At 61.3% G+C, this 24,083-nt stretch carries 18 protein-coding genes; 9 read left to right on the top strand and 9 right to left on the bottom strand.

Annotation, left to right across the window (positions count from 1 at the left end; genetic code table 11):
* Nucleotides 1–26 precede the first annotated feature (26 nt).
* Entirely contained in the window at nucleotides 27–932 is a 906-nt protein-coding gene (locus ACWF8S_RS11415) for an NAD-dependent epimerase/dehydratase family protein (RefSeq protein ID WP_447553438.1), read from the top strand.
* Nucleotides 933–952: 20 nt separating this feature from the next.
* Here ACWF8S_RS11415 and ACWF8S_RS11410 read toward each other — a convergent pair whose 3' ends face one another.
* From ACWF8S_RS11410 to ACWF8S_RS11385, 6 genes are all read right to left on the bottom strand, one after another.
* A complete protein-coding gene (locus tag ACWF8S_RS11410) occupies nucleotides 953–1,948 on the bottom strand; it encodes a glycosyltransferase (RefSeq protein ID WP_447553437.1) in 996 nt (331 codons plus the stop codon).
* A 6-nt stretch (nucleotides 1,949–1,954) separates the two neighbouring features.
* A complete protein-coding gene (locus ACWF8S_RS11405; RefSeq protein ID WP_447553436.1) occupies nucleotides 1,955–5,437 on the bottom strand; it encodes a glycosyltransferase in 3,483 nt (1,160 codons plus the stop codon).
* 23 nt (nucleotides 5,438–5,460) lie between these two features.
* Nucleotides 5,461–6,501, bottom strand: coding sequence for a PIG-L deacetylase family protein (locus tag ACWF8S_RS11400; RefSeq protein WP_447553435.1), 1,041 nt, complete (start codon nucleotides 6,499–6,501; stop codon nucleotides 5,461–5,463).
* 85 nt (nucleotides 6,502–6,586) lie between these two features.
* On the bottom strand, nucleotides 6,587–7,534 hold the full coding sequence (locus tag ACWF8S_RS11395) for a GNAT family N-acetyltransferase (RefSeq protein WP_447553434.1): 948 nt from the start codon (nucleotides 7,532–7,534) through the stop codon (nucleotides 6,587–6,589).
* 3 nt (nucleotides 7,535–7,537) lie between these two features.
* Nucleotides 7,538–8,857 (bottom strand): ABC transporter ATP-binding protein, encoded by a 1,320-nt coding sequence (locus ACWF8S_RS11390; RefSeq protein ID WP_447553433.1) that lies wholly within the window; start codon nucleotides 8,855–8,857, stop codon nucleotides 7,538–7,540.
* Entirely contained in the window at nucleotides 8,847–9,641 is a 795-nt protein-coding gene (locus ACWF8S_RS11385; protein WP_447553432.1) for an ABC transporter permease, read from the bottom strand. Before ACWF8S_RS11385 ends, ACWF8S_RS11390 begins: the two co-directional genes overlap by 11 nt.
* A gap of 499 nt (nucleotides 9,642–10,140) precedes the next feature.
* Between ACWF8S_RS11385 and ACWF8S_RS11380 the strand changes: the two genes are divergently transcribed.
* Together ACWF8S_RS11380 and ACWF8S_RS11375 are read left to right on the top strand one after the other, a co-directional pair.
* On the top strand, nucleotides 10,141–11,952 hold the full coding sequence (locus tag ACWF8S_RS11380; protein WP_447553431.1) for a hypothetical protein: 1,812 nt from the start codon (nucleotides 10,141–10,143) through the stop codon (nucleotides 11,950–11,952).
* 450 nt (nucleotides 11,953–12,402) lie between these two features.
* Entirely contained in the window at nucleotides 12,403–14,193 is a 1,791-nt protein-coding gene (locus ACWF8S_RS11375) for a hypothetical protein (protein ID WP_447553430.1), read from the top strand.
* A 59-nt stretch (nucleotides 14,194–14,252) separates the two neighbouring features.
* Here the strand turns inward: ACWF8S_RS11375 and ACWF8S_RS11370 are convergent, their stop codons facing one another.
* Nucleotides 14,253–14,588, bottom strand: coding sequence for a hypothetical protein (locus ACWF8S_RS11370; RefSeq protein WP_447553429.1), 336 nt, complete (start codon nucleotides 14,586–14,588; stop codon nucleotides 14,253–14,255).
* A gap of 401 nt (nucleotides 14,589–14,989) precedes the next feature.
* On the opposite strand from ACWF8S_RS11370, the gene ACWF8S_RS11365 reads away from it, so the two are divergent.
* Both ACWF8S_RS11365 and ACWF8S_RS11360 read left to right on the top strand, forming a co-directional pair.
* On the top strand, nucleotides 14,990–15,760 hold the full coding sequence (locus tag ACWF8S_RS11365; protein ID WP_447553428.1) for a SapC family protein: 771 nt from the start codon (nucleotides 14,990–14,992) through the stop codon (nucleotides 15,758–15,760).
* Between the two features lie 148 nt (nucleotides 15,761–15,908).
* Nucleotides 15,909–16,901, top strand: coding sequence for an acyltransferase family protein (locus tag ACWF8S_RS11360; protein WP_447553427.1), 993 nt, complete (start codon nucleotides 15,909–15,911; stop codon nucleotides 16,899–16,901).
* Between the two features lie 4 nt (nucleotides 16,902–16,905).
* Here the strand turns inward: ACWF8S_RS11360 and ACWF8S_RS11355 are convergent, their stop codons facing one another.
* Nucleotides 16,906–17,949 (bottom strand): acyltransferase, encoded by a 1,044-nt coding sequence (locus ACWF8S_RS11355; RefSeq protein WP_447553426.1) that lies wholly within the window; start codon nucleotides 17,947–17,949, stop codon nucleotides 16,906–16,908.
* A 649-nt stretch (nucleotides 17,950–18,598) separates the two neighbouring features.
* Here ACWF8S_RS11355 and ACWF8S_RS11350 point away from each other — a divergent pair.
* From ACWF8S_RS11350 to ACWF8S_RS11340, 3 genes are read left to right on the top strand one after another with little or no spacing between them, the layout of a single operon-like run.
* Complete coding sequence (locus ACWF8S_RS11350) at nucleotides 18,599–18,988, top strand: GtrA family protein (RefSeq protein ID WP_447553425.1); 390 nt, start codon at nucleotides 18,599–18,601, stop codon at nucleotides 18,986–18,988.
* Nucleotides 18,989–19,003: 15 nt separating this feature from the next.
* A complete protein-coding gene (locus ACWF8S_RS11345) occupies nucleotides 19,004–19,933 on the top strand; it encodes a glycosyltransferase family 2 protein (RefSeq protein WP_447553424.1) in 930 nt (309 codons plus the stop codon).
* 25 nt (nucleotides 19,934–19,958) lie between these two features.
* Complete coding sequence (locus tag ACWF8S_RS11340) at nucleotides 19,959–21,290, top strand: DUF6056 family protein (RefSeq protein ID WP_447553423.1); 1,332 nt, start codon at nucleotides 19,959–19,961, stop codon at nucleotides 21,288–21,290.
* Nucleotides 21,291–21,343: 53 nt separating this feature from the next.
* Here the strand turns inward: ACWF8S_RS11340 and ACWF8S_RS11335 are convergent, their stop codons facing one another.
* A complete protein-coding gene (locus ACWF8S_RS11335) occupies nucleotides 21,344–22,105 on the bottom strand; it encodes a hypothetical protein (protein ID WP_447553422.1) in 762 nt (253 codons plus the stop codon).
* Nucleotides 22,106–22,306: 201 nt separating this feature from the next.
* Here ACWF8S_RS11335 and ACWF8S_RS11330 point away from each other — a divergent pair, with 201 nt between their 5' ends.
* Nucleotides 22,307–24,079: an LTA synthase family protein gene (locus tag ACWF8S_RS11330; protein ID WP_447553421.1), complete on the top strand. Its 1,773-nt coding sequence runs from the start codon at nucleotides 22,307–22,309 to the stop codon at nucleotides 24,077–24,079.
* Nucleotides 24,080–24,083 lie beyond the last annotated feature (4 nt).

The raw sequence follows: 24,083 nt of genomic DNA, 5'->3' as shown, positions 1-24,083 counted from the left end.
CGTACACCTCAAGGCAAGGAACCACCATGACCACCAGCCTGGTTACCGGGGGCAGCGGCTTCACCGGCCGCTACCTGATCGCGCACTTGAAGCGCCAGGGCCACTACGTGGTGGCACTTGCAAGCCAGCCCTGCGGGGCGGATGAAACCCATCACGTCGATCTCAACGACGACGCCAGGCTGCAGGCCGTCGTGCAGAAAGCCGCGCCCAGCCAGGTGTATCATCTGGCCGCGCTCTCCTTCGTGGGCCACCCCACGCCGCTGGATTTCTACCGGGTGAACGTGCTGGGCACCGACACCCTGCTCAGCGCGCTGGCCAGGCTGACCACGCCCCCCCGGGTACTGCTTGCCAGCAGCGCCAACGTCTACGGGGCGAATGGCCAGGCTATCATCGATGAAAGCCTTGTACCGTTACCCGTCAACCATTACGCCCATTCCAAACTGGCCATGGAGCATATGGCCCTGACCTACAAGGCCCGGCTGCCTTTACTGCTTGCCCGGCCGTTCAACTACACCGGCCCCGGCCAGGCGCTGCATTTTCTGGTGCCCAAGATCGTCGATCACATCCAGCGCCGCGAAGCGGTCATGGAACTGGGCAACACCCACGTCAGCCGCGACTTCAGCGATGTCAGAGATATCGTGGCGATCTACACGCACTTGCTGAGCCACTGGCCCCAGGAGGCCGAAAGCGGCAGCGTCATCAATGTGGGCAGCGGCCGGGCGGTGTCGTTGAAGACGCTGGTCGAAACGCTGGAGCGCCTGGCCGGCCATACCATCGACATTCAGGTGAACCCGGCGTTCGTGCGCGCCAACGAGATACCCGAATTGAAGGCGTGCACGAAACGCCTGGATACCTGGGTACCCGGGCTAAAGCGCCGCGAGATCGAACGAACGCTCTCGGACATGCTGAAAAAGGATGAGACGTTGGCTTGAACGCAGGAGCGTGCGGGAAGTTACCAGTAACGCCGGTTCATCGACAGGCGCCGCTTCATGCGCCTTGACAAGCGATGGTGATGGCGGCCCAGCTGGTAGCCGGTGTACTTCAAAAACGTGCGCAGCGCCGCCTCGGGCAGACGCCAGGGGGCCTTGCGTAAGAGATAGCGAATTTCCGAGCGCACGAACCGGGCGCCTTCGCCCTCGGCGCGGCCCAGCCAGGCCAGCAGCCAGCCCTGTTCGCGGTGAAACACGCCGATATCGAAGTAGCGCTGAAACTCCTCCTTCAAGGAGTAGTTGTGGGAATGGCGCACCCGGGCGTTCGCGCAGTAGGCCAGCGCCCAGCCCGCTTTCAACAGGCTGGCGCCGGCCAGCATGTCTTCGCTCAGGATCGTGTTCTCGGCGAATCCGCCGCTTCCCAGCAGCGCCTCGCGCCGGTAGGCGGCGAACGAGTTGGACAGAAACGCCGTCTTGATCCCCCGGCGGGGAATGTCCGCTTCGCTTGCCTGGTAAGAGCCTTCAGGGTAGTTGAAAAGCCGCGCGTGGCGGGCGATGGGGGTGGCATCCAGATGCGGCAGCTGGCGCCCGAAGGCCGCCCCCACCCGGTCATCGGTGAAGGCACCCACCAGCGCATCGAGCGCCTCTGGCTCGGCCACCACCGCGTCCTGGGTCAGAAACACCACCACGTCGCAATCGCTCAGGTACTCGAGCGCCCGCTGGCGGGTGCCGCCGTGGTCGAACTCTTCCCGGGCAATACGCATTACCTCCCAGCCAAAGCGCGCCGCAAGCCCAGGGGTGTCATCGGAAGAACTTGAATCCACCACCAGGGTGCGCTGGGCGCCGGCCACGGCGGGGCGGCTCTGTTCGAGCCACGCAGGCCAGGCTTCTCCCGCGTTCAGGGTGGGCACACACACCCCGTAGCGCAGCCCGCGCTCAGCCATGGCGGCAAGCCCTCCCCAAGCCGGCACCTGGCGGCCGGGTATGGCCCGGCAAGGGCGCCAGGGGCGTGAGTACACGAGACATTACTTTTTCGCCTCGCCCAGCACCGCGCTTTTCACCCGCCGCTGAAGCGAGGGCGGAATGCGCTGGCTGAGAAAGCGCAGGCTGGGGCGTTCGCGCAGCCAGTAAAGCGCCTTGAGTAGCCGCTGGCGCTGGTAGCCCGTGGCCCCCATGGCCGACATGTGCGGGCGCCACACCGGCGTGGTGCCACCGGCCTTGGCCGCCTTGGGTTTCAGGGGGGCCGCATAGTCGCCGGGGTAGTAGCTCAGAAGCGGCGTGGGCTTATCAAGGCGGGGCAGGGCGTCTTGCAGCGCGCCTTCCTCGCGCAGCGTTTCAAAGCGGGCCACCCACTCCGCCGGGGGCGTGTTCCAAGGCAGTATCCAGCTCATCGGGCGGTTGGCCAGGCGCTCTTCGAACGCCCCCAGGTTCGAGGCCACCACGGGAATGCCCATGGAAAGGCAGATGCTCAGCGTATAGCTGTAGGTTTCCGGCCACTGGGCCGGGAACCACACCACGTGGGGCTGCCACTCCTCCAGCAGGCCGATCAGCTCGTCGCCCTGGTAAGGCCCGGTGTTGGACAGGTTGGGCAGCGTCTTGAGCGAGCGGTAAGCAAAGCCGAAGAGCTTGAACTCCAGCGCTGCCCCCTGGCGGTTCGCCTCGCTGGCGGTGTCCTCGAGTACGTCGGCGCCCTTGATCATGGAAAGCGCACCCAGCACCGCCACGCGCAGCGGCTCGCCCTTTTCAAGCGAAGGACGCACCGGCGCCGGGTAGGTGGCCAGCGTATCCGGGTGGGCGGCGGCGATGATCGAAAGATCCGGGTAGTAGCGGTTGATGCGCTCGGCGGCGTCCGCACTCGGGGTGATGATGCGCTGGGCGCGGGACAGCCACTGGTGGTGATAATCCCGCCAGCCCTTCAGGGTGGTGGCCTCGCTCACCGCTTGCGCCGGCAAGCACCCGGTGCACTTCGCGCAGTTATCCTCGCCGCAGTAGCGGCCCTTGTCGTCGGTCAGGCTGATTTCCGGGCACACGCTGTAGTAGTCGTGCAGCGTCACATCCTGCTCGACACCGAGTGCCTCGGCCAGCTGGTGAATGCGCTGATCGAAGCCCAGCCAGTGGTGCCAGTGCAGGCGCTGCACGCCCAGGTAGCTCAGCATCTGGGTAAGCGCTTTCCAGTCGTGCAGCAGGTGATAGCGAAGCGTGAGGCTACCCGCCTGCAGATCGCGACTCAGCACCACGTGGCCCTCGGTATCCGGGCGCAGAATCAGCCAGTTCACATCGCTTACCCGAGATACAAGCTCGCGACAGTGCTGTTCGGTACCGCCGCCGCGCTGGTGGTTGAGCATCAACACCGTAGGCAGCTGGCTCTGGTGAAGCTGTTCGATTTCCACCGCCGTGCGCGCAAATCGGGCCGGGTCATCGGCAATGAACGAGTGCACGCGGCGGTGGTAGTCCGGGTGCAGCTCATCGAGCACGGCGAGCGCCTTCTTGACCCGCTCGGGCTGGCTGTCGCCAAAGCTCACCCCGCCCTTGTGCCAGGAGAACACGTCCAGCGCGTGCACGTGGCGCCACCCCGCCTTCAGGGCGCGCATGCAGAAGTCGTTCTCCTCGCCGTAACCCTTGCCGAAGTTCTCCACGTCGAAAAGCCCCACGTCATCCAGGCAGTCGCGGCGGATGTACATGCAAAAACCGATGGCCGTGGGAATATCCACACTCTGCCCGGCGTTGGCCTTGGCAAACAGCCGGTCCAGGGTGGGCAGGTCGTAATCCAGCGGCAGGTCGTTGTCTTCACAAAAGCGCGGGTAGCTGCAGATCGTCGCGTTGTTGGAAAACGGCGTCACGCTGCTCACCGGGCGGGTGCCGGGGCGGTAGGCGGCGGCAATCATGCGATCCAGCCAGTCGTTGGCCACCTCGGCGTCGCTGTTCAACAAAAGCACATCGGCGCTATTTGAGTGCGCCATGCCGCGGTTCACGGTGCCCACGAACCCGAGATTCTCCTCGTTTTCCAGCAGCAGCATGGGGCGTGTGCGGGCCGCCTCGCGAAGCCACTCGGTAAGCTCGGGCTCCGGGCTTGAATCGTTGATGACCACCAGCCGGTAGGCGTGTTTCGGGGTAGAGGCCCACACGCTTTCCAGGCAATCGCGGGTTTCATCCAGACCCTTGTAGACCGGCACGATGATGTCCACCGGCCCCTTAGGTTCTGTCTGGGTTCCCTGGGCGATGGGCAGGTCGTCCTGGGCGGGGCCTGGGGTGTCGGGGGTGTCGCCGCGCAGGTGGCGAAGCTGGTCGGTCAGCCAGCGCAGGGGTCTGGTCAGGCGCATGGAGCGCGAATGGCGCATGGCGTGCAGCTCTTCCCCCAGCAGGTGAAGGCGGTGCTGGGCGTCTGCGTGGGCCTGTTCGAGCGTGGCGTGGGCGTGCCGGGTTTCGGCCAGGCGCTCCTGGGTGTGCGTCTGCTCGTCGATGCGCTGCTGCAGGGTCTGCTTCAACGTAGCGAGAGTTTGCTGAAGCTCGCCGTGGGTCTTTTGAAGGCCGTCGTGGTCTTTTTGCAGCGAGCTTAACCGCGCCAGGGCCTGCTCGTGTTCCTTGCCCAGGCCACTGAGCTTTTCCCAGGCGCCGCCGTGGGCCTGGTGAAGCTCGCTGTGCAAGCCCTGGAGCTTTTCGTAATGTTCGCGCAGTTCCAGCAGCTGGCCCAGGCGTTCGTGGTCGCGCTGGTGAAGCGCGGCTTCGCTGGCGTGAAGCTGCTGGGTGTCCCACTCCAGCTGTTCGAGTCGGTCGATCAGCGCCGCCAGGCCGTTTTGCAGCAGCGCCTCGTCCACCTGGGGCAGCCATTTTTGCCATACCGCGCTGCGTGCGCTCTGGTAGGCCTGCACGTCGCGCTGCTGGGAAAGCCCGGATTCCCCCAGGGCCAGCCGGTAGGTGGCGCTGGCGCCGGGTACGTGAACGAACGCCCCCTGGCGGGCAAGCTGCAGCCAGAAATCCCAGTCCTCGAGCTCGCTGAACTGCGTATCGAACCGGCAGGCGCCTTTTTCCACTGCCGCCATGCGAAACAGCACCGCGTGAATGGGCAGCGTGTTGTGCACCAGAAGCTCCCCGGGCACCCAGGGGGCGTCCGTGGTGGAAAGCGCCTCGCCGGTGGTCTTTTCCAGGCGCACGCCGGCGTAGGCCGCCGGGGCCTGCGGCTGGGCATCGAGCGCCTCGACCAGGCGCTCGATATGGTGAGGGTCGATCAGGTCGTCGTCGTCCAGAAACAGCGCCAGCGGCGTTTCGACCGCTTTCAGGGCCGCGTTGGCGGCCTCGGCCCGCTTGAGCGGGGTATCGCTTTCGATCAGCCGGCAGGGCGTGTCGAGTGTCGGCAAGGCGCGGTGGGGTTCGCCCTTGGCGTTGACCACCAGAATGTCCACGAAGGGGTAGCGCTGGGCATCGGCCGAGGCCAGCACCGAATGAAGGTGGTCACGGTCCATGCTGCGAATCAGCAGGCTGACGCGGGGAGTATCAAAAGACGTTGACATAAACTTCCTAGATAAATAACGCGCTAGCCGCGCCCTGATAACGATTTCAATCGCGAAAGCCAGCGCCAGCCGCGAGTGGCGTAAATGGTTTCCAGCATCTGCTCGGCGCCCCGGCGGGCGTGCTCGCTATTTTCGAGCGCCGCCTGGGTTTCGGCGGCCTGGGCCGAAAGCGCCTGGTACGCTTGCTCGAGCGCTTTCAGTTCTTGTGCCAGTTCGTGTGCCAGTTCTTGTGTCTGTTCTTGGTGTTCGTTTAGCCGTTCTCGAGACGCCGCTTGCGCTGCTTCTTGCGCCTGCGCAAGCTCACGCCTCAATGCCCCGACGGACTCGGCGTGGTCTTGCTGCGCCTGCAAGAGGGCGGCTTCGCAGCGCCAGAGCGCCTGGTCCTGCACCGAGGGCAGCACCACCTCGGCGTGTTCCTCGCCGGGCTTCAAGACGTGAAACGCCTCCGCCTGGGTGACTGCAAGCCCCAGGGTGTAGCTGCGGTAGCGGTTGAGCCCACCGATCTGTTCCGCGTAGCGCTGCTCGGCCAGTTGCGAGGCAAAACACTGCATGGCCTGGGCTTTTTGCTCGGCCACCGGGGAAATATCCACCAGGTGATTGACGCTGAGCGGCACGCCGATCTCGTAAAGCGCCACGGTCAGCGCCTGGCGCCCACTATAGCGTGCGGCGGCCGTCAGCGCCGCATCGCAGGCGGCGCGGTGGTCCGGGTGCATTTCCCAGCTCGAAGGCGCCAGCAGAAGATCCGCCTGGAATTCTTCGAGGGTCTGCCACAGCCGCTCGGCCAGCGCCTCGCGCGCCTGCTCCAGGCCCCGGTCCGCAAAATCCCAGTTCAGCGGGGTGGGGTAGCCCAGAAGCGCGGCGGCCTGGGTGGATTCTTCCAGACGCAGCGCCGCCTGGGGGCCCTGGGTGGCAATGATGACCTGAATCGTCGCCCCCTGGGCGGCCAGTTGGGTCAGCGCCCCGCCGCAGCCGAACACTTCATCGTCCGGGTGGGGGGCCAGCACCAGCACGCGCTGTCCTTGCAGCGCGCCCGCGTGGTAGGGAACGTACCAGGCTTCTCTCATCGGGCGGTTCTCATCGGGTGATCCTTTTATCCAGCAGTGCGCGTCCGTTTGGCCGTGCGTATTCATCCAGCCGGGCCTTGGTCGGTCAGCGAAAGTCCGTGTCGCCGCCCATCAGCCACCAGCGGTTCTCCACTTCCATGCCCAGTGCCAGGCCGTTGACCCGGCTGCCGGGCACGACCACTTCGGTGGGTCTCAGCGCAGGCTGGGTGGCATGAAGCATCTGGGCCACCGCCGGGGTCAGCCAGGCCATCAACCGGGTGGCGCCCATGCGCGCGGTCAGGTGCTGGGCGCAGGTCACGGTGCGGGCCAGCTGCCCCGGCGCGGCCACCAGGTCCAGAAGCTCGACGGTGGTGGCGTCGTGGGCGCGCAGCACGCACACGCCCACCGGGGCCCCGGTCAGGCGGTTCTTGACCAGCCAGCACTGATAACCCCGCCGGGGGGCATCCAGGTAGCGGTGCGAAAGCCACGCCCAGTCGCGCACGCCCACCGCGTGCTGCGAAAGCCCTTTGGCCATGCGCGCCCACAGCGTATCCACCTTGTGGGCGTGGTCAGGCGTCAAGGGCGTGGCGGTGGTCAGCACGCGCCGGCGGCTGAGCGCGGGCCACTGCGCTTCATCGATGCGGTCGGTGTCGCAGTAAAGCTTCAGGGCGCGGCCCAGCCGGGCATGGCGGGCGTGGGGAAAGCCGAAGGCGTAGCGCTGGGCCAGGCCCTCGCCCACCTGTTCGCTGAAAAACGCCTGCACCACCTGATAGAACGGCCCCTTGCGGGTCAGAATGCCCCGGTAGGCCGGGTCGACCATCACATCGCCCATCTGCACGATGGAACACGCCTGCCCAAGCACCGCCCCGGGCCGGGGCATGCCGCCGTTGAACGCGATGATCTGGTCATCAATTAGGCACACCACCCCCGGGGACGCCGCCAGCCGATACTTCCACTGCCAGGTGTCGGCATCCACGGATTGGCCGAAGGCGCGCTCGAACAGCGCCAGAAGCGCGGGTAAATCCTCAGGGGTGGCCCAGCGGGTCTGCCACATGGTTCAGCCTGCCTCTTGCTTGGCGCCGGGGGCAAGCGCCTGCCACTGGTGGGGCAGGCGCACCACGCCCCGGGCCACGCTTTGCTGGGTCACGTGGAAGCCGCTGATCGGGTCCACCCATTCGTAGCTGTGCAGGCCCCGCTCGCAGAAAAGATACGCCCCCACGTGGTACTCGCCTTTCAAAAGCGCAAGCGCCGGAAAGCCGATGGCAATGCGCCCTTCGCCGTTGGCGTTGCGCGAAAGCGTCACGCCTTCCTCCCAGCTGCCGGAGCTGGTCACGATCTGCCCGGAGGTCGTGGAAATCGTCACCGCCACGCCCGGGCAGGGAAGCGCCGGGTCGCTGGCAAACGCAATCTCGATCTCAAGCGTACTTTCGCCGCTGACCGCCGGGTAGCGGGCATCCGGCGTCTTGCCGTCGATCAGCACACTGGTGCTCAAAAGCCTGGCGCTGCCCTGGGGAATGACCCGGCGCTGCTCGTCGGCGGCGCTTTCACGCACGCCGTGGCCATGGTCGTTCTCGCCCATCAGGAACTGCTCGTAGCGGGGAATCACCACCGAGGGTATATCGTCGGCGAGCACCTCGCCGCCTTCGATCCACAGCGCCCGGTCGCACAGGTTTTCCACCTGATAAAGCGAATGCGAGCAGAACAGGATCGTCGCGCCGCTGTCGCGAAGCGCCATGATGCGATCGAACGACTTGCGCGCAAAGGCGCCGTCGCCCACGGAAAGCGCTTCGTCCACCACCAGAATGTCCGGCTCGACACTCGTGGCCACCGCAAAGGCCAGGCGCACGTACATGCCGCTGGAGTAGGTCTTCACCGGCTGGTCGATGAAATCACCAATGCCGGAAAACTCATGGATCTCGTCGAACTTGTCCTGCACCTGGCGCCGGCTGAGCCCGGCAATGGCCGCGGACATGAACACGTTCTCCCGCCCGGTGAACTCCGGGTTGAACCCGGAACCCAGCTCCAGAAGGGCGGCGATCTTGCCGTTGACCGTTACCTCGCCGGTACTCGGTGACAGCGTATTGCACACAAGCTGCAAAAGGGTGGATTTGCCCGCGCCGTTACGCCCGACCAGGCCGACCACTTCACCGCGCTCCACGGTCAGGTCCATGGGTTTCAGGCCGCTGATGGTATCGAAGCGCGCGCGCTTGCTCAGCGCCTTGAACTGCAATAGAAGCCGGTCGATGGGGCGCTGGTAGCGGTAGAAGGTCTTGCTCACCCCGGCAAGGGAAATGGCCGCGTCTGGCGCCGGGCGCGTGGGCGGGGCAGTGGCGCTGGCGTGAGTGGCCTTTTCAGCCGTGGTGGTATCAGAGCACATCGGCAAACCCTCCGCGCAGTTTATTGAAGGCCCAGCGGCCGCTGACCAGCAGCACCACGGCAACGATGACAAGCCCCGTGACCACCTTGGGGCTGGGCCAGGCGCCCATGAAGATCACATCACGCAGCTGGGTGATCAAAAGCGCCAGCGGGTTCAAAAGGTAAACGCCTTGCCACTGCTCCGGCACGTTGGAAAGCGGGTAGAACACCGGCGAGAGAAACATCAACACCGAGGTACACAGCGCCATGAACGGGCCGATATCGCGAAGATAAACCCCCAGGGCCGAAAGCCACAGCGAAATACCCACCAGCACCCCGGCAAAGGGCAGAATCACCAGCGGCAGGCCCAGCCAGGTGATGTTCACGCCCACCAGGTACGCGGTAATCAATAGCAGCAGCACCAGGCTGACCAGTGCCTGGAAGCTGGCCGCCAGCACCGAGGAGAACGCCAGCAGCGGCAGCGGAAACACCACCTTGGTGACCAGGTTGGGCTGGCTGGTGACCAGCACCGGCCCCCGGTTGACCACTTCGGCGAACCAGTTGAAGGATAAAAGCCCGACGAACACCTGCAGGGCGAAATCCATCTGCGGGGTGCCGGTGGCCTCCACCGGCCATTTCAAGTCGAAAAAGCCGTAGAACACCAGGGTGAACGCCCCCAGCATCAGAAGCGGCGACAAAAGCGTCCAACCCAGGCCCAGAAGCGAGCCCCGGTAGCGGCTGGTGATATCGCGACAGGTGAACTGCCACAGAAGATGCAGATGGCGATGAAACAGTAAGGCAGCCAAGGCGCGCTCCAGGGTGAACTTAAAGGGCGCTATCTTACCCCTGTGCTTGTTTGGTGCCAACCGGGGTAAAAATGAACAGTGTGGCGTTTTTAAACACTTTTTTATTAACCTGGCACACAAGGCGTTCAAGAACAGGTGGTTAGAGAACAATGTTTTTTAACATCCCGACGCCCCGCCAGGTCCCGCCGTCACGCAAATGTCACCCACGGCGAGTAGGCTGGCATAAGAAGCTTTCCAGCCGGGCAAACTTGCCTTAGCGAAGGAATGAAGGCATAGTGATATGTTACTTGCCAAGGTGCCTGAGCGCCGCTATAAAGAGTACCGTAGCGCAGCAACAGCAGTGGTATGCGCGTATACGGCTGCTACACAGGAAAGGCAAATCTGCTTCAGTAGTACCGTAGTAAAATGTGGTGAGATTTCTAAGGCTGTGCTAGCGTAGCCAGCGCGGCTTAGAGATGAGCCCGACAACGTTGTCAAGAACGCAAGGAGTTTTACCAAGATGGCTATTACCAAGACACAAGCAGTACAGGGCCTCGCCGCTCTGATGTTCGGCCAAGCAGTAGGTACCACCTCTGCCGCCAACTTCCGCGAGATTCTGGCTAACGACCCCAGCATCTACAACCTGGCCAACAACCTGGCACAGACTGACACGTTCAACAACCAGTTCCGCAGCGACGACCGTCAGGACAAGATCGACCTGATCCTGGGCCGCCTGGGTCTGCAGGAAGGTTCTGACAGCTACGACATCGCCAACGAATTCGTGACTACTCGTCTGGACGACGGCATTCCGGCGGGTCAGGTAATCGCTGAAATCGGCGAAAAACTGCTGGGCGATTCCATTCCGCGCGGCTTCGCCGAAGCGTCTGAAGTTCTGCGTGACGCCATCGAGCGTTCCAACGCACACCTGGAAGCCGGTAACGAAGGCAACGTTTCTCTGCAGCTGGGCGACGGCGTAACTACCGCTCTGCTGGCGCAAGCGATCGAAGAATACCGTACCGCTTTTGAAGCGCGTAACGACTTCCTGGAAGATGCTGCTGAAGTTGAAGGTGTTGCTGCACTTCTGGCCGATGAAGATGGCGTTGCTCCGGCATTCAGTGCTGAAGATACAGCTACAGCTGTTGAAGACTACTACGAAGCAACAGCTAGCACTCTGGGCGACCTGCTGAATGTGGGTGATCTGGAAGATCGCGGTGTGTCCACCCAGGACATTCTGATCTCTGACGCACAGACTTCAGCCAATGCGCAAGTTACCACCGCTGGTAACGCTCTGGGTACTTCTGGTGTTCGTTTGCTCAACACCGCTCAGAATCGTTTGGATGCGCTTAACACTGCTAATGACGCTGCAGTTACAGCACAAACAAACTTTGTAGGTGAAGTGGCTCGTTTTAACTCAGTAAATGGCCTTACTGTTGATGAAGACGGCAGTGGCGGTGTCTCTATTACTGAAGAAGACGGTGTAACTGTTCTACAAATTGATGGTGATACCGTTGCTACACGTGGTACCAACGGTACCTTCCGTGCTGATTCTGGTTTCAATGCCAGCGATTTCGAAGGCTTCAGTGCTCTTTTAGCAGCCGCTACTACTCAGGGTCGCGCTGCTGTAGCTGCCGAGACTGCTCAAGGCCGCGCTGATGTGGCTATTCAGAACTTGGCCGAGGCTCAAGGTTTCACTTTCACAACTGATGGAACTGATGACTTTAATTTTGACGATTTCACTGATACTGATGATGGTGATTTCGTTCTGGATGGCTCTGGTTTCGATATTGCTGACGAAGACAATCTGGTTAGCGCCTACATCAACGCAATCGAAGCTCGTAACACTCTGAACGAAGCTGTTACTGAATTCCAGGAAGCGCGTACTCTTGCCGTTCAGTTGGATGAGCTCGATACTGCTCTTGAAACTGCTACTACCACAATCCTCGAAGATTACGACTTTGTTATCCGTGGTTTCGACGAAGATGCTGGCAACGGTAATGATCTGTACATCTTTGCTGATAACGTTGGCAACTCTGACGATAACGACATCGATAACTTCGGTGACGAAGGTACTGACTACATCTTCTTCGGCGAAGGCTACACCGCTGTAGCACTGACCGAAGGCCAGACCATCAACAGCCGCGTTGGCGATGCCAACACACTGGAAATCTTCTGGCGTCAGGACGGTGACGATCTGGTACTCTACGTAGAAGCCGACGCAACTGCCGGTAACTCTACTAGCAATGCCGACATCACTGAAATCACTCTGACTGGCGTGAACGTACAAGACGTCGACTTCTCTAACGGCTTCCTGTCCGTTAACAACGCTGCCTAATAAAGGCTTTGTTGTCGGGGGAGGGGCTGCTTCCTCCCCCGTGTTCCTTTGAAGTCATCGGGGGGCCTTGCGGGGCCGCCGGATGCAGCAAGTATCAAGCTTGTTTGCTCAGAAGACGTACCATGGAACCCCCGGCCTCGGCCGGGGGTTTTTTATTGGGCGGCGTTCGTGTCGTCAGGGGGCACTCCCTTTTTCAAGCTGCACGTTCGAGAGGGGCGAGCGTCTTGGCGTGTTCTCGTACCGATACCCTGCGGGGCCGTGAAAACGTCCGATTATGCCCGGCTCGAAGCCCGGTGGGAGGCCGTTCTTGAGAGGATGGCGTTTCTCATTTCTAAAGGATGAATTCAGTAGGCGTCTGGCCGTGGCTGGGGTATCTTTCGAGGGCGGCTGGCCGCGTGCGAACAGCCCACCTCCTTTAACGCTGTGTTATTTTCGAGATGATAAAACGCCATGGCGATAACCCGTAATGATGCCGTGTTGGGCCTTTGTGCACTGATGTTTGGCAAGGCCGTTGGGGTTGAATCCTTTACTCGCTTCGAGGCGATCCTGGATGCCAACCCAAGCTTTAATGATCTGGCCGGTAGCCTGGCCGCCACGCAAGCCTTCGGCGCGCAGTTTGCCCCCGGTAGCCCCCGCCAGGAGAAGATCGATGTCATTCTAGCGCGCCTTGGGCTTGCCGAGGACAGCCCGGGCTACGCCCGCGGGAGTGATTTCATCAACCAGCGCCTGGACGCCGGAGCCTCGGCCGGGCAGGTGCTGGTCGAAATCGGTGAAACCCTGTTGAGCGACTCGTTGCCCCGTGGCCTGGAAGGCGCAGCAAACGTGTTGAGCGAGGCCATTATGACCGCCCGCGCACACCTGGAGGCGGGCAATGAGGGTAACCTCGTATTGCTCATGGGCGGGCCGGCTACCCCGGCATTTCTGGCCCAGGCGCTGACGACCTTGCAAGATGCCCAGCAGGCGCGCGCGGCGTTTCTGGAAGAGGTGGCCAGTACCGATGCCCTGGCGCCGCTGATTGGCAACAACTCGCCGCTGATCGCCGGCAACAAGGCCATTACCACGTTATACCTGGACACGGCAAGCGAGATCGTGCGCGTCACCGAGGGCTTCGTAGGTAACCAGTTCGCCAGCCGCTCTGCTGCCGTGCAGGATATCCTGATCGATGACGCCCGTTTGCAGGGTGACAAGGCATTGGTGAGTGCCCAGGTCGGCGTCAAGCCTTCCGTGGTGGCGGCACTGGATACGCTCGATACGGCCCGGGAAGCCATTATCGCACTGGGTAACGCTTACCAGCCGGTTCAACTGAATCATGACGGTGAGGTCGCGTATTTCGAAGCCATCAACAAGGGTGTCACGGTTAAACAGCTGTTGAATACGCTTTTCCTGAATGACGCGCAAACACCCGCCAATAACAGGGTGATTACCTTGTCGGCGGACGGCAGCTACACGCTGGAAGGGCCTTCCATTCGCGAACTCAAAGGGTTCGAGGCACTTTTGACGGCCTCGGTCGAGCTGTTCAAGGTGTCATTGGGCATCGGTGATGCGGAGTTGGCATTCTTGAGTGCGCTTACGAACGTCATCAGCCTGCAGGTCGGCATCCCGGCTGATCAACTGCCTGGGTTCCAGAATTATGTCGACATCGAATTGTCAGTAGGTGCTGACGACCGTAGGGATATCACTATCGAGTTCCGGCAAAACAGCGACGTGGGCCCCTTGCATGTGCTGCAGCAGGTGCGCACGGCACTCGACGCCCTGGAAAGCGCGGTCGACGCCTTCGAAGAGGCCCGCGCACTGCGCGATACGCTGGCCACGCTGAATGGTGAGGTGGAAAGCGCCGAGAACGCCGTCAGCGCACTGGGCTATACCCTGAAGGATTTCGCCACCGGCGAAAGCGCCGGCCAGGATGACGACCTGTACCTGTTCGTGGAAAGCACGGGCGAGGCTCGCGCCGTGACGATTCAAGGCTTCGGCGAGCAAGGCAGCGACAGCCTCTACTTCGGCGAGGGTTTCCAGGCGGTCAAGCTGGGGGAAGGGCAGGTAATCACCGACCGCGTCGGCGCCTTCGATCAGCTGGAAATCTTCTGGCGCCAGGACGGCGACGACCTGACCCTTTATGTCGAAGCCCACCCCACCGGCGGCAACGCCACCACCCCCGCCGATATCACCCAGGTAACCCTGAGTGGTGTGAACGTGCAGGACGTGGACTACGCCAACGGGTTCTTGACGGTGAGTGCGGCGTGATTCATCCACTGAGTTGAGTGGCCTTGTCATACCTCGGCCTCTGCCGGGGTATGACTCACTTATCGTTCAATAACAATGACGATTTGTGGCGTTTTAACATTCACTGCTGGCTCGTCTGACGTTTGCGGCGCGGGCGATTGCTGTTGCAAATGCGCGGGTGGATTGCAAACGATGTAAGCCAAGATGAGTGCAAGTATAAAAAACGTGCCGCCGCAAGCGGTTCGAGCTATTGAGCGACGCCTATATAATATCCGGTAAATTTCGATCAGCTTTTTTTGACTACCGACCTTGATGGCATCGGGTCTTCTGTCACTGAGCATTTCTTCCACGACCGAGGCGCGAGTAGGCAGGCTCTGTATCTCCCCATCGAGCAGTTTGCTCATGATGATCTGCATGCGACTTTCCAAGCCGGAAATCAGCGTTGCTCCGCAGGCAAATGCCAGGGCCCCTAGCGCGATGAAAATCGCTATCACGTCATGTATACCCACTCCCTACCTCGCTGGTCGATGAGCGCCTGGGGGTTCGATTGTCGTTAGCTGAGCGTACAGGCGCTAATTGGAATGAACAATATGGCGGGTGTCATGCTTGAGTACCAAATGACTACTCGAAGCCACCTGACCCCATGCCCTGGGTACCCGCTTTTCTCGACATCAGGCACTAATCCCGCCGGCCGGTGTCCCTCTAGTCGTCACGATTGATACACTACGTTCATTGCGTTCAATCCGTTCATTTCGTTCAATCCTTTTAATGGGGCCAACACGCTGTTGGGCCCGGCATTCACCGATTAGGAAGTTTCATGTCCAACCCGCTTGTTCTCAACCCCCGCGAGTGCGAAGGCAAGACCTGGCATCCGCCGCTCGATCTGAATTTTGCCGCGTCTCATGCCGTGATGCCCCTGCACGGCCGGGAGCTGGCCCGGGCGGCGGCGTCCATGCCGCTGGCGGCGATTCACGCGAACGATACCTGGCAGCTGGTGGGCGTGTGCGGCCTGGCCCCGGGCCATAACCTGTTCGTGCGCGAAGGCAAGTGGCTGGGCAACTACCGCCCGGAGTGGACGGCCACCTGGCCCTTCGAAATCCAGACCGAGGGCGAGCGAGGCTACATCACCTTCGAGCGCGACAGCGGCCTTGAAGACCCCCACGGTGCCGGGGAGCCGTTCTTCGATGACCAGGGCGAGATGTACGAGGCGGTGGCCAGCCGCGTGAAGACCCTCAAGGCGGGCTTTACGCGCCACCGGGCCACCCGCAAGGCCCTGAGCGCGCTGGCCAAGGCCGAAGTGCTCACCCCTTGGCCGGATTCGCTGAAAGAGTCCTCCGGCATGGCGGTCGAGGGGCTTTACATGATCGACGAGCCGGCGCTGGCCAAGCTCGATGACGCGGCGTTTCTGGCGCTGCGCCAAGCGCAGGCGCTGCCGATTGCCTACGCGCTGAACCTTTCCCTGGCCCAGACGCATCTGCTTACGCGCCTTGCGCGCATCAACCCCGGCCACGTGGCGGCGCCGGAGAATCTGGACGACGTGTTCGGCCACGACGACGATGACGAGTTCAGCTTCGATTTCGACAGCTGAGTGACCGGCGTTGACGGCCCGCTCTGAAAAAGCGCCCCTGGGGCGCTTTTTTTTGGGTTCCCCGAATGAAAAGGCATTGCGCCCGGTCAGTTCATCGCGGCGCGCCTTGTAGTACACTTTGCGCCTGCTTTTTCTGGTGATACCTGTCATGAACCATTCACTGTTCAATACGCTGCACTTGATCAAGGTGTTTGCAGCACTGCTGGTCGTGGGCACGCACTATGCCGACCACTTCTTCGGCGTCAATTTCTACAGCTACGGCACGGGCTGCTTTTTTATCGTCACGGGGTACTACGCGTTGAACTGGGAGCGTACGCGGGGCGTTCACTACATCCTCAAGCGCTTGATTCGCTTGTATCCGGCGTATCTTGTCGCGGTCGTGGCCTATATCGTCAGCCGGCCGTCCACCTGGGACGAGTGGCCGACCCTGCTGTTTCATCACCTCACGTTCTTGTTGTCCACGCCGGACAAGGCGACGGCGTTCGCGCTGAACCCGCCGTTCTGGTCGCTGCCGGTCTTCTTCACGTTTTTCGTGCTGGTGGCGTTCATGCCGCGCATCACCCCGCGGGGCTGGCAGGTGGGCGCCTTGATGCTGCTCGCCCTGGCGGTGATCCAGTTCTCGATCAATGAGTGGCGCGATGGCTATGTGGAGCTTCTGGTGCTGCCGCTGCACCTGTACGCCTTCTGGCTGGGCGGGTGGATGGGCCACCGGGCGCACCGTGACACCATCGTGGCTTCGAAGGCGTATTCGGCCCTGGCCCTGGGGTTGATGGCAATCGTGGTGGTGAGCGGTTTCTACTACCAGACCCTGGTGTTCAGCCTGTTCGAAGGGGAGGGCTTTTATTACCGGGTGATCATGGTGCTGATTCACGGGGCGCTTTTCTGGTCTGTGCTGCACAGCCATTGGGTCACGCGGCCCTCCCGGGTGCTGGCGTTTCTGGGCACGATCAGCTTCGGCATCTATCTCTTTCATAATCTGCCGCTTTACTGGCTCTACCCGCATCTGGGGGTGGGGAGCCTGGCCGCGGCCCTGGCGTTTTCCGTATTGCTGGCGTGGGGCTCCTGGGTCATGGTCGAGGCGCCGCTTCTTGGCTTTTGCAAGCCGCGCCTGGCGCGCTGGATGGGCGAGGCGCGCCAGTAAGCCCTCAGCCGAACAGAATCTTGGCCTTGGGTAGCTTGCTGATGGGGATGGACACCAGAAAGCAGACGATGAACGTGGCGATCACGGTCAGGGGAAGGTGCGCCAGGTCAGGCAGCCCCAGGTAGCGAGAGAAACCGGCGGAGAGCTTCTCCAGGGCGACTACGTGAATGAAGTAGATGATGAAGGTTCGCTCGGAGACGAAGTGGACGGCTTTCTCGAAAAGCCGGCGCGGCGGTGTCACCTGGCTGATGAGCACCATGAAGGAAAGCGAGGCCAGAAACACGTTGGGTGAAAAGTAGATGTAGGCCGTTTGAATGGCCCGGCCGTGCTGGACGGACAACATCCAGGTATAAACGAAGGTAAACAGCGTGGACGCCACGAACACCAGCAGGGCCAGCAGAAGTTGTGGCCGGGAAATGGCATGTCGGGTCAGGTAATCCTTGTAGTATCCGCCGATGATGAAAAAGCCGGCATAACCGAGCAGGCCGGTAGGAAACGTCAGGTTGACCAGCTGGTTGGGCAGCAGAATGGGCACGCAGTGAACCGCCATGAAAAGCACCAGAAAGTACAGGGCATAATCACGACGCTGGATCAGAAATTCGGTGATCGTCTGCAAGATGGGCAACAGCAGATAAACGCCAAACAGGGCATAGACGAACCATAGATGATACATGGCGGGTTTCTGAAAGATGCTCACTATATCGATGGTGCTTCTATCGTAATAATAGATGTATGACAGCAAGACGGTGCTCCACACCACCAGTGGAATCCCGATGCGTTGTACACGCCGCCAAAGCCCCTTGAGAGACGGGGCGTCCCGGTTCGGGGTGATGATGAGAAACCCCGAGATCAGGAAAAACAGGGGAACCGAGATTCGGGAGACGGCACCAATGGCGTTGGCGGATAACCAGTCGGCGGCGCCGATGGACGAGAACTGGTGAAAACTGGTGGCGCTGGCATGTATGGCAATGACCCCCAGTGTCGCTATGACACGGCAAAGGTCTATCCAGTATATCTTGGCCCCTGCCTTCTTGTCGTCTTTCGACATTTTTTATAGCCTTTTCATTTCTATAGCGGCGCGTCCAGGCATTTCATACGCTTTTAGCAGCGCTTGGTTGACGATCTCTGGGCTCAGGTGCAAAAAAGCCGGCGATGGTATCACGACAGGGTGTGCTTGAATAGTTGACGGCGGGCCGGGTAACCCGTGGGCAGGCCGGGCGTTTAAAACGTTCACGTGATCGACGAGTCTTGAATGACGGTGCCGGCTACGGTCATCGAAGATACCCTTGAGCAGGGGAGAGGGACCTTCAAGACCGAGACGCTTGTTTGATTGAACGGTGTTTTAAAAGAGGGTTAAAAAAGTGATTTTAAAGAGAGAACTTAAAAAGAGGCTTTAAAAAAAGGGGCTTTAAAAAGAGGCTTTAAAAAGGGGAGTTTAAAAAGAGACTTTAAAATGAACATGTCGCGTCTGGGACGTTGCTTGAATACATAAATCGTTTGAATATATAAATCGTTTGAATATATACGTTTGTGATTTATGGGTCAGATAGTGTTAATTTAGCGTTCTCTTTACCATGTTGCGCTGTTTGAAGTATCAGTGCCGCGTGTTTCATTCAGTCCTGGTTGAGCGTTAAACATCTCTTTCTCGCCATGTCGAGAAAGTCTTAGTATGATGCTGGCCTTTCCTGGAGGCTTGCATGCAACGACTTGTCGAGCTGTTCAATCGGGACATCTTTCAACCGTTCCGGTTTCTGGTGGTCGGCGCTCTGGCCACGGCCACGCACCTGCTGGTGGCGACTCTGCTGTTTGTCCTGCTTGGCGCGCCTTCCCCGTATCTGGTCAATGTCATCGCCTTTGTGGTGGCGTTCATGGTCTCCTTTCTGGGCCATCGATACATCACCTTCAAGACGAATGGCTCCCTTGGCCGTTTTTTCCTGGTCGCCGTGGGCGGGTTTCTGGCCAACAATGCGATCTTGACCGCTGGCCTGGCGCTCGGTATGGAAAGTCTACCTGCCGTTATCCTTGCCACGGCGAGTGTGCCGGTGCTGACCTACCTTGCGTCGTCACTCTGGGCCTTCAAGAAATAAAGAGAACACACCCTTATGGAAAGTACCCTTTCCCTTATCGTTCCTGTCTTCAATGAAGAAACCTCGATCACGCCGTTCTTGAAGGCGATCGATCAACACCTGGCCCAGCTGCCCGCCACCCTTGAAATCCTGTTCGTCGACGATGGCTCCACCGACCAGACGGTGGCGGAAATCAAGCGTGCCCAGCAAGGGGACGCGCGGGTTCGCTGTATCAAGCTGGCCCGTAACTTCGGCAAGGAAGCGGCCATGACGGCGGGGCTCGACCACGCCCGGGGTGACGCGGTGATTCCCATGGATGTCGACCTGCAGGACCCGCCGGAGCTGATTCACGAGTTCTACCGGCTGTGGCAGGAAGGCTACGACACGGTGTACGGCATGCGCCGCGACCGCCACGGGGATTCGACGGGCAAGCGTACGTCGGCCAGTCTGTTCTATCGGGTGTTCAACCGGCTTTCACATCTTGAGATACCCGCGAACGCGGGGGATTACCGGCTCATGAACCGCCGCGTGGTGGATGCGTTGAAAAAGTTGCCCGAGCGCAACCGCTTCATGAAGGGCTTGTTTGCCTGGCCCGGCTACCGCTCCATCGGGGTAGCGTACAGCCGCCCGGCCCGGCACACGGGCTACACCAAGTGGAATGCCTGGAAGCTCTGGAACTTCGCCCTCGATGGGCTTACCAGCTTTTCGACCTGGCCCTTGCGCGTGTGGTCTTACGTGGGCCTGTGCATTGCCGGGCTGAGCCTGATCTACATGGCCTTCATCATCGGCCGCACGCTGATCTTCGGGGCGGACTGGCCGGGCTATGCGTCGCTCATGTCCGCCGTCCTGTTCTTTGGGTCCGTGCAGCTGATTTCCATCGGGGTGCTGGGGGAGTACGTGGGCCGGCTTTATATCGAAAGCAAGCAGCGCCCGGTTTATCTGCTGGACGAGCACGATGACCACTGAGACCACTAGCACTAGTAAAGCCACCATGACCACCAGGACTTGCAAGAACGCGGGGCGCTTGCTGGTACTGTTTTCCGTCGTGCTGCTGGTTCAGCTGGCGACCGGCGGCCCCATGCTTGAATACGACGATGCCATGTACGCAGGCGTGGCGCAAAGCGGCGACATCCTAGGCTGGCTGGTCCAGCGCTACGCCGTCTGGTCGTCGCGCTCGTTGATCGATCTGGTCACCATCCTGGTGGTGACTCACGAAACCCTGTGGATGGTGCTGAACGCGCTGGTCATCACGGGAATGTGCCTGGCGATATCGGTGCTGGCAAGCCGCGACGGGTTAGTCTGTTTCAACAAGGCGGCGCTGGCGCTGGCGTGTTTCTGGCTGATTCCGGCGAACATGATGTACTGGAGCGTGTGGTGGCTGACCGGGTCCATCAATTACCTGTGGCCTGCCACCGCGGCGCTGATCTACTGGGCGGTGGTCAAGTACGAGCTGAGCGTCACGCGAACCAGCCTCTGGGTACTGGCGGCGGGGTTGGTGATGGCGCTGTTCAGCTCCTTCAGCGAACAGATCATGGTCGTCAACTTTCTGGTGCACGGCTACTTGATGTGCGTGCGCAAAGGCGGGTACTTCAGAAACCGGGCGGCGGTGGCCGGGCTGCTGGTCAACGCCGTGGGGTTTGCGTTTTTCATCCTTTGCGAGGGCAACGCCAGCCGGGCGCTGTTTTCGGCCCAGACCTATTTCCCCGAGTTTCTGGACATGGGCGTGCTCGAAAAGGCCTATTTCGGCATCAGCCTGGGGCTTTATCAGTTCTTCTACATGGGAAGCTGGGTCAGCATCATCTTCTGCTTCGTCATCGCCCTGCGCTTTGATGCCCCGTACGCCAAGTACATCGCCATGGCCGGTTTGCTGTTCATCATGATGACCTCGGGCTACATGCTGGGCTATACCGGCTCGGGGTTTTCAGAACTGACCGACAATATCGACTTCATCGGCGGGGTGTACCAGATCGACTACCACGACGCCTTCACCCACGAGTTCTACCGGGCCATGGCCTGGGGCGTGGCGTTCTCGGTGGCGCTGGCGGTGGCGTTGCTGGGCAACCTTGCGTCATTCAGGCACCTGCCCCTGCGCCAGGCCCTGGCCCAGGTGCACATCAATCGCGCCTTGCTGTTCGTTCTGTCGTTTCTGCCTTCCTGCATGCTGGGGTTTTCACCCACCATGTACGAGTCCCAGGAGAGGGTGCTGTTCGCATCAAGCGCCATCCTGCTGTTGCTGATCGTGACGGTGGCGGGCCGGGGGCGCTATAGCTGGCACTTTCTGGCGGCCACGACGGTGGTGGCGTTCTTTACCTACGCAGGTTGACCCTATCTGCGCAGGCTAGTCGTATTCGCTCAGGCCAGTCGTATTCGCCCAGGCTAGGGAGCCAGCCAGTCGGTATAGATCTCATCGGCCCCCAGCGCCTGGTAATGCTCCAGCTCACGTTGGGTATTCACCGTATGCACGTAAGTGGGAATGCCGGCTTCGCGCAAGGCGTGGCCGTCGCCGCGTTCGGCCATTTGGCGGGGCATGGAAAGCGCGTATAGCTCCATGTCCCGAGCGTGTTCCAGCACCTCTTCAAGTGCCAAGGGATACATCTGGTAAAGCCCCCAGATCACATCGTCGTAACCCAGTGCGCGCACTTCGGCGTACTGGTCGGGGTGGTAGATCTGGGCCACCACGTGATCCCCCACCTGGTCGAACTGCTCGGCCAGAAGCGCAAGCCCTTGCGCGGCGTTCTCCTTTAGATCCGGCACCAGGCGCTTGTCCGGGTTCTCCTTGAACCACTGAACCAGCGTTTCCAGGGTGCAGCTCTTGACGTAGGGGTTATCCTCCACGAGCCGTTCGAACTCGGCAAGCGTGGGGCGCGACGTGAAGCGGCGCTGAAAGATCCACTCGGCATTGTATTCCCAGTCGTGAATGCAGACGAGCTGGTCGTCGGCGGTCCAGAGAAGATCGATCTCGAATAGCTCGAAATGGTCGTGGTTGAAATTCAGCGCCTCGAAGGCGTTCGTGTAGGCCCAGTTGTTGTAACCGCCGCCGGCGTGGGCAATGCGCGCCACGCTGTTCGAAGGGGCGGTGTCTTCACAGCCGGCCAGAACGACGATGCCGGCCAGCAGGGAAACGCGAAAGGCAACCATGAGCAATCTCTTGTAGTATGCGTGCGCAAGGCACGGCGTGGGTGGGGTGTCGTCACTTGCCCGGGTATTTCCCCCGTAAAGCGCCGAAATGCTAACACGCCCGGGGGCCGTCCTGTCTGGAGGGCGCCGGATTTGTCTCGGCCCGCGGCTTTTTCAACCGGCCGGCGCTTGCTGGCGGTCATCTTCTTTCGAGTGTGTTGTATGAGTGCAAGGTTTCGCCGGTTGGCCTCGCTTGCTGCGAGGCGCGTCCGGGTTACGCCGCTGAGTGTCTTCGGGGGTTGCCTGGTCGCCGCTTTAGCGGTGCGTATCGCGGTATTGCAGGATATGTCGCATGCCGTGCTGAATTGCCGCTGGTGCGCAACTCCCGCCGTCATCCAGGCGGATGTGCCTTACTTGACGGTATTGGCGGTGCTGTTTGGCGTTTCCACCCTGAAGCCCTGGCGGGGGTGGGCGCTGCTCTGGCGTTTGCCGGCCATTGCCGGGTTATGGGTGTATGCCCTGGATATCGCCACCATGGTGCAGTTCAGCACCCGCTTCATGATCGCCGATGCCCGTATCTACCTGGCGGACAGCGAACTGGCGCTGAGCGTATTGCAGCAGGCGCCCGGGCTTGCCATGGCAACGCTTGCGCTCTTGCTCACTCTCAGCCTGTGGTGGCTCTTGCGGGCGCCGCCTCGGCGTTCGGCTGGCCGTCGCTTCTGGCTGGCCGGGGGGGCGCTTGCGCTGGCGGGTGCCGGGCTTGCTCTTTTAGTGCCTACACCGGAGTACGTGCACCAGTGGGCACTTGAAAACGTTCTGGTGGCCAACCGCTCGACCGGTGTCGATATCCCTTACGGCGAGAAGACCCGAAAGCGCCTGGCCGAGGGTGGGCCTTGGCCGCTTTACTGCTCCCCCGGGCCTGCCCAGCGCGACGATGTGGTGGTACTGGTGCTGGAGTCCTGGTCGCCTTATCACAGCAGGCGCTGGTCGGGGCTCAACGACTGGACCCCGCGGCTGGACGCCCTGGCGGGCGAGGGCACGTGGTTTTCCCGCCTGCACGCAGGCGGCTTCACGACCAACGAAGGGCTGGTGTCGCTTCTGACCGGGCGCCAGTTCTTGCTGCCGTTTACCCCGCCCACCCAGACGGACGCCTTCGAAGGCGCCTGGCGAAGCGCCCGCCAGGCGCTGCCGCACCAGCTGCGAACCCGCGGCTACCAGAGCACATTCCTGACCTCCGGGGATCTTTCCTATACCCGCAAGGGCGAGTGGCTTTCGCATATCGGCTTCGACGAGCTGCACGGCCACGATACGCCGGCCTTCGATGGCATGGCGCGTCATCACTTCGATGCGGTAGAGGACGCAGCGCTTTACGACCATGCGTTATCGTTCCTCGACCAGCGCCGCTCATCGCCCCAGCCGCAGTTTGTGGTGATCGAAAACGTCAGTACCCACCACCCCTTCATTCATCCTGACACCCAGGAGCGCAGCGAGGAGCAGGTCTTTCGCTACATGGATGATACCGCCGCGGATTTCATCGAGGCGTTGAAGCGTCAGCGGTTTTTCGATGACGGCCTGCTGGTGGTGGTCAGCGACCACCGGGCGATGACCCTGGTCACCCGCAAGGAGCAGGCGCTTCTCGGGCGTGCCGGGGCCTCGCGCATTCCAGGCTTCATACTGACCGGCGAAGAAGGCCAGGGCGAGGTGAGCGCGCTTTATCACCAGGCCGACTTGATGCCTACGCTCTTGCAGCATGTCAGCGAGTCCCCTTACTGCCAGGCGCGCCCGCTGCGAAGCCTTCTTGAGCCGGCCGGCACCTGGCCTCTGTGCGTGTTTCATGCCCGGGGCGACCAGCGCGACCGCGTTGATGTATTTTGCCCCCATGGCCAGGGCAGCATTCGGGTGGATGGTGACGACAGCCGCTTTGCAAGGGCGACGGGGCTTTCGGATACGCTCAAGCGTCATTTGCTGAGCCGCCTGGCTCACGAGCGGGAGTAGCCTC

This window comes from Vreelandella xerophytica (assembly GCF_968048975.1).
This window is presented reverse-complemented; position numbering and strand designations above follow the sequence as displayed.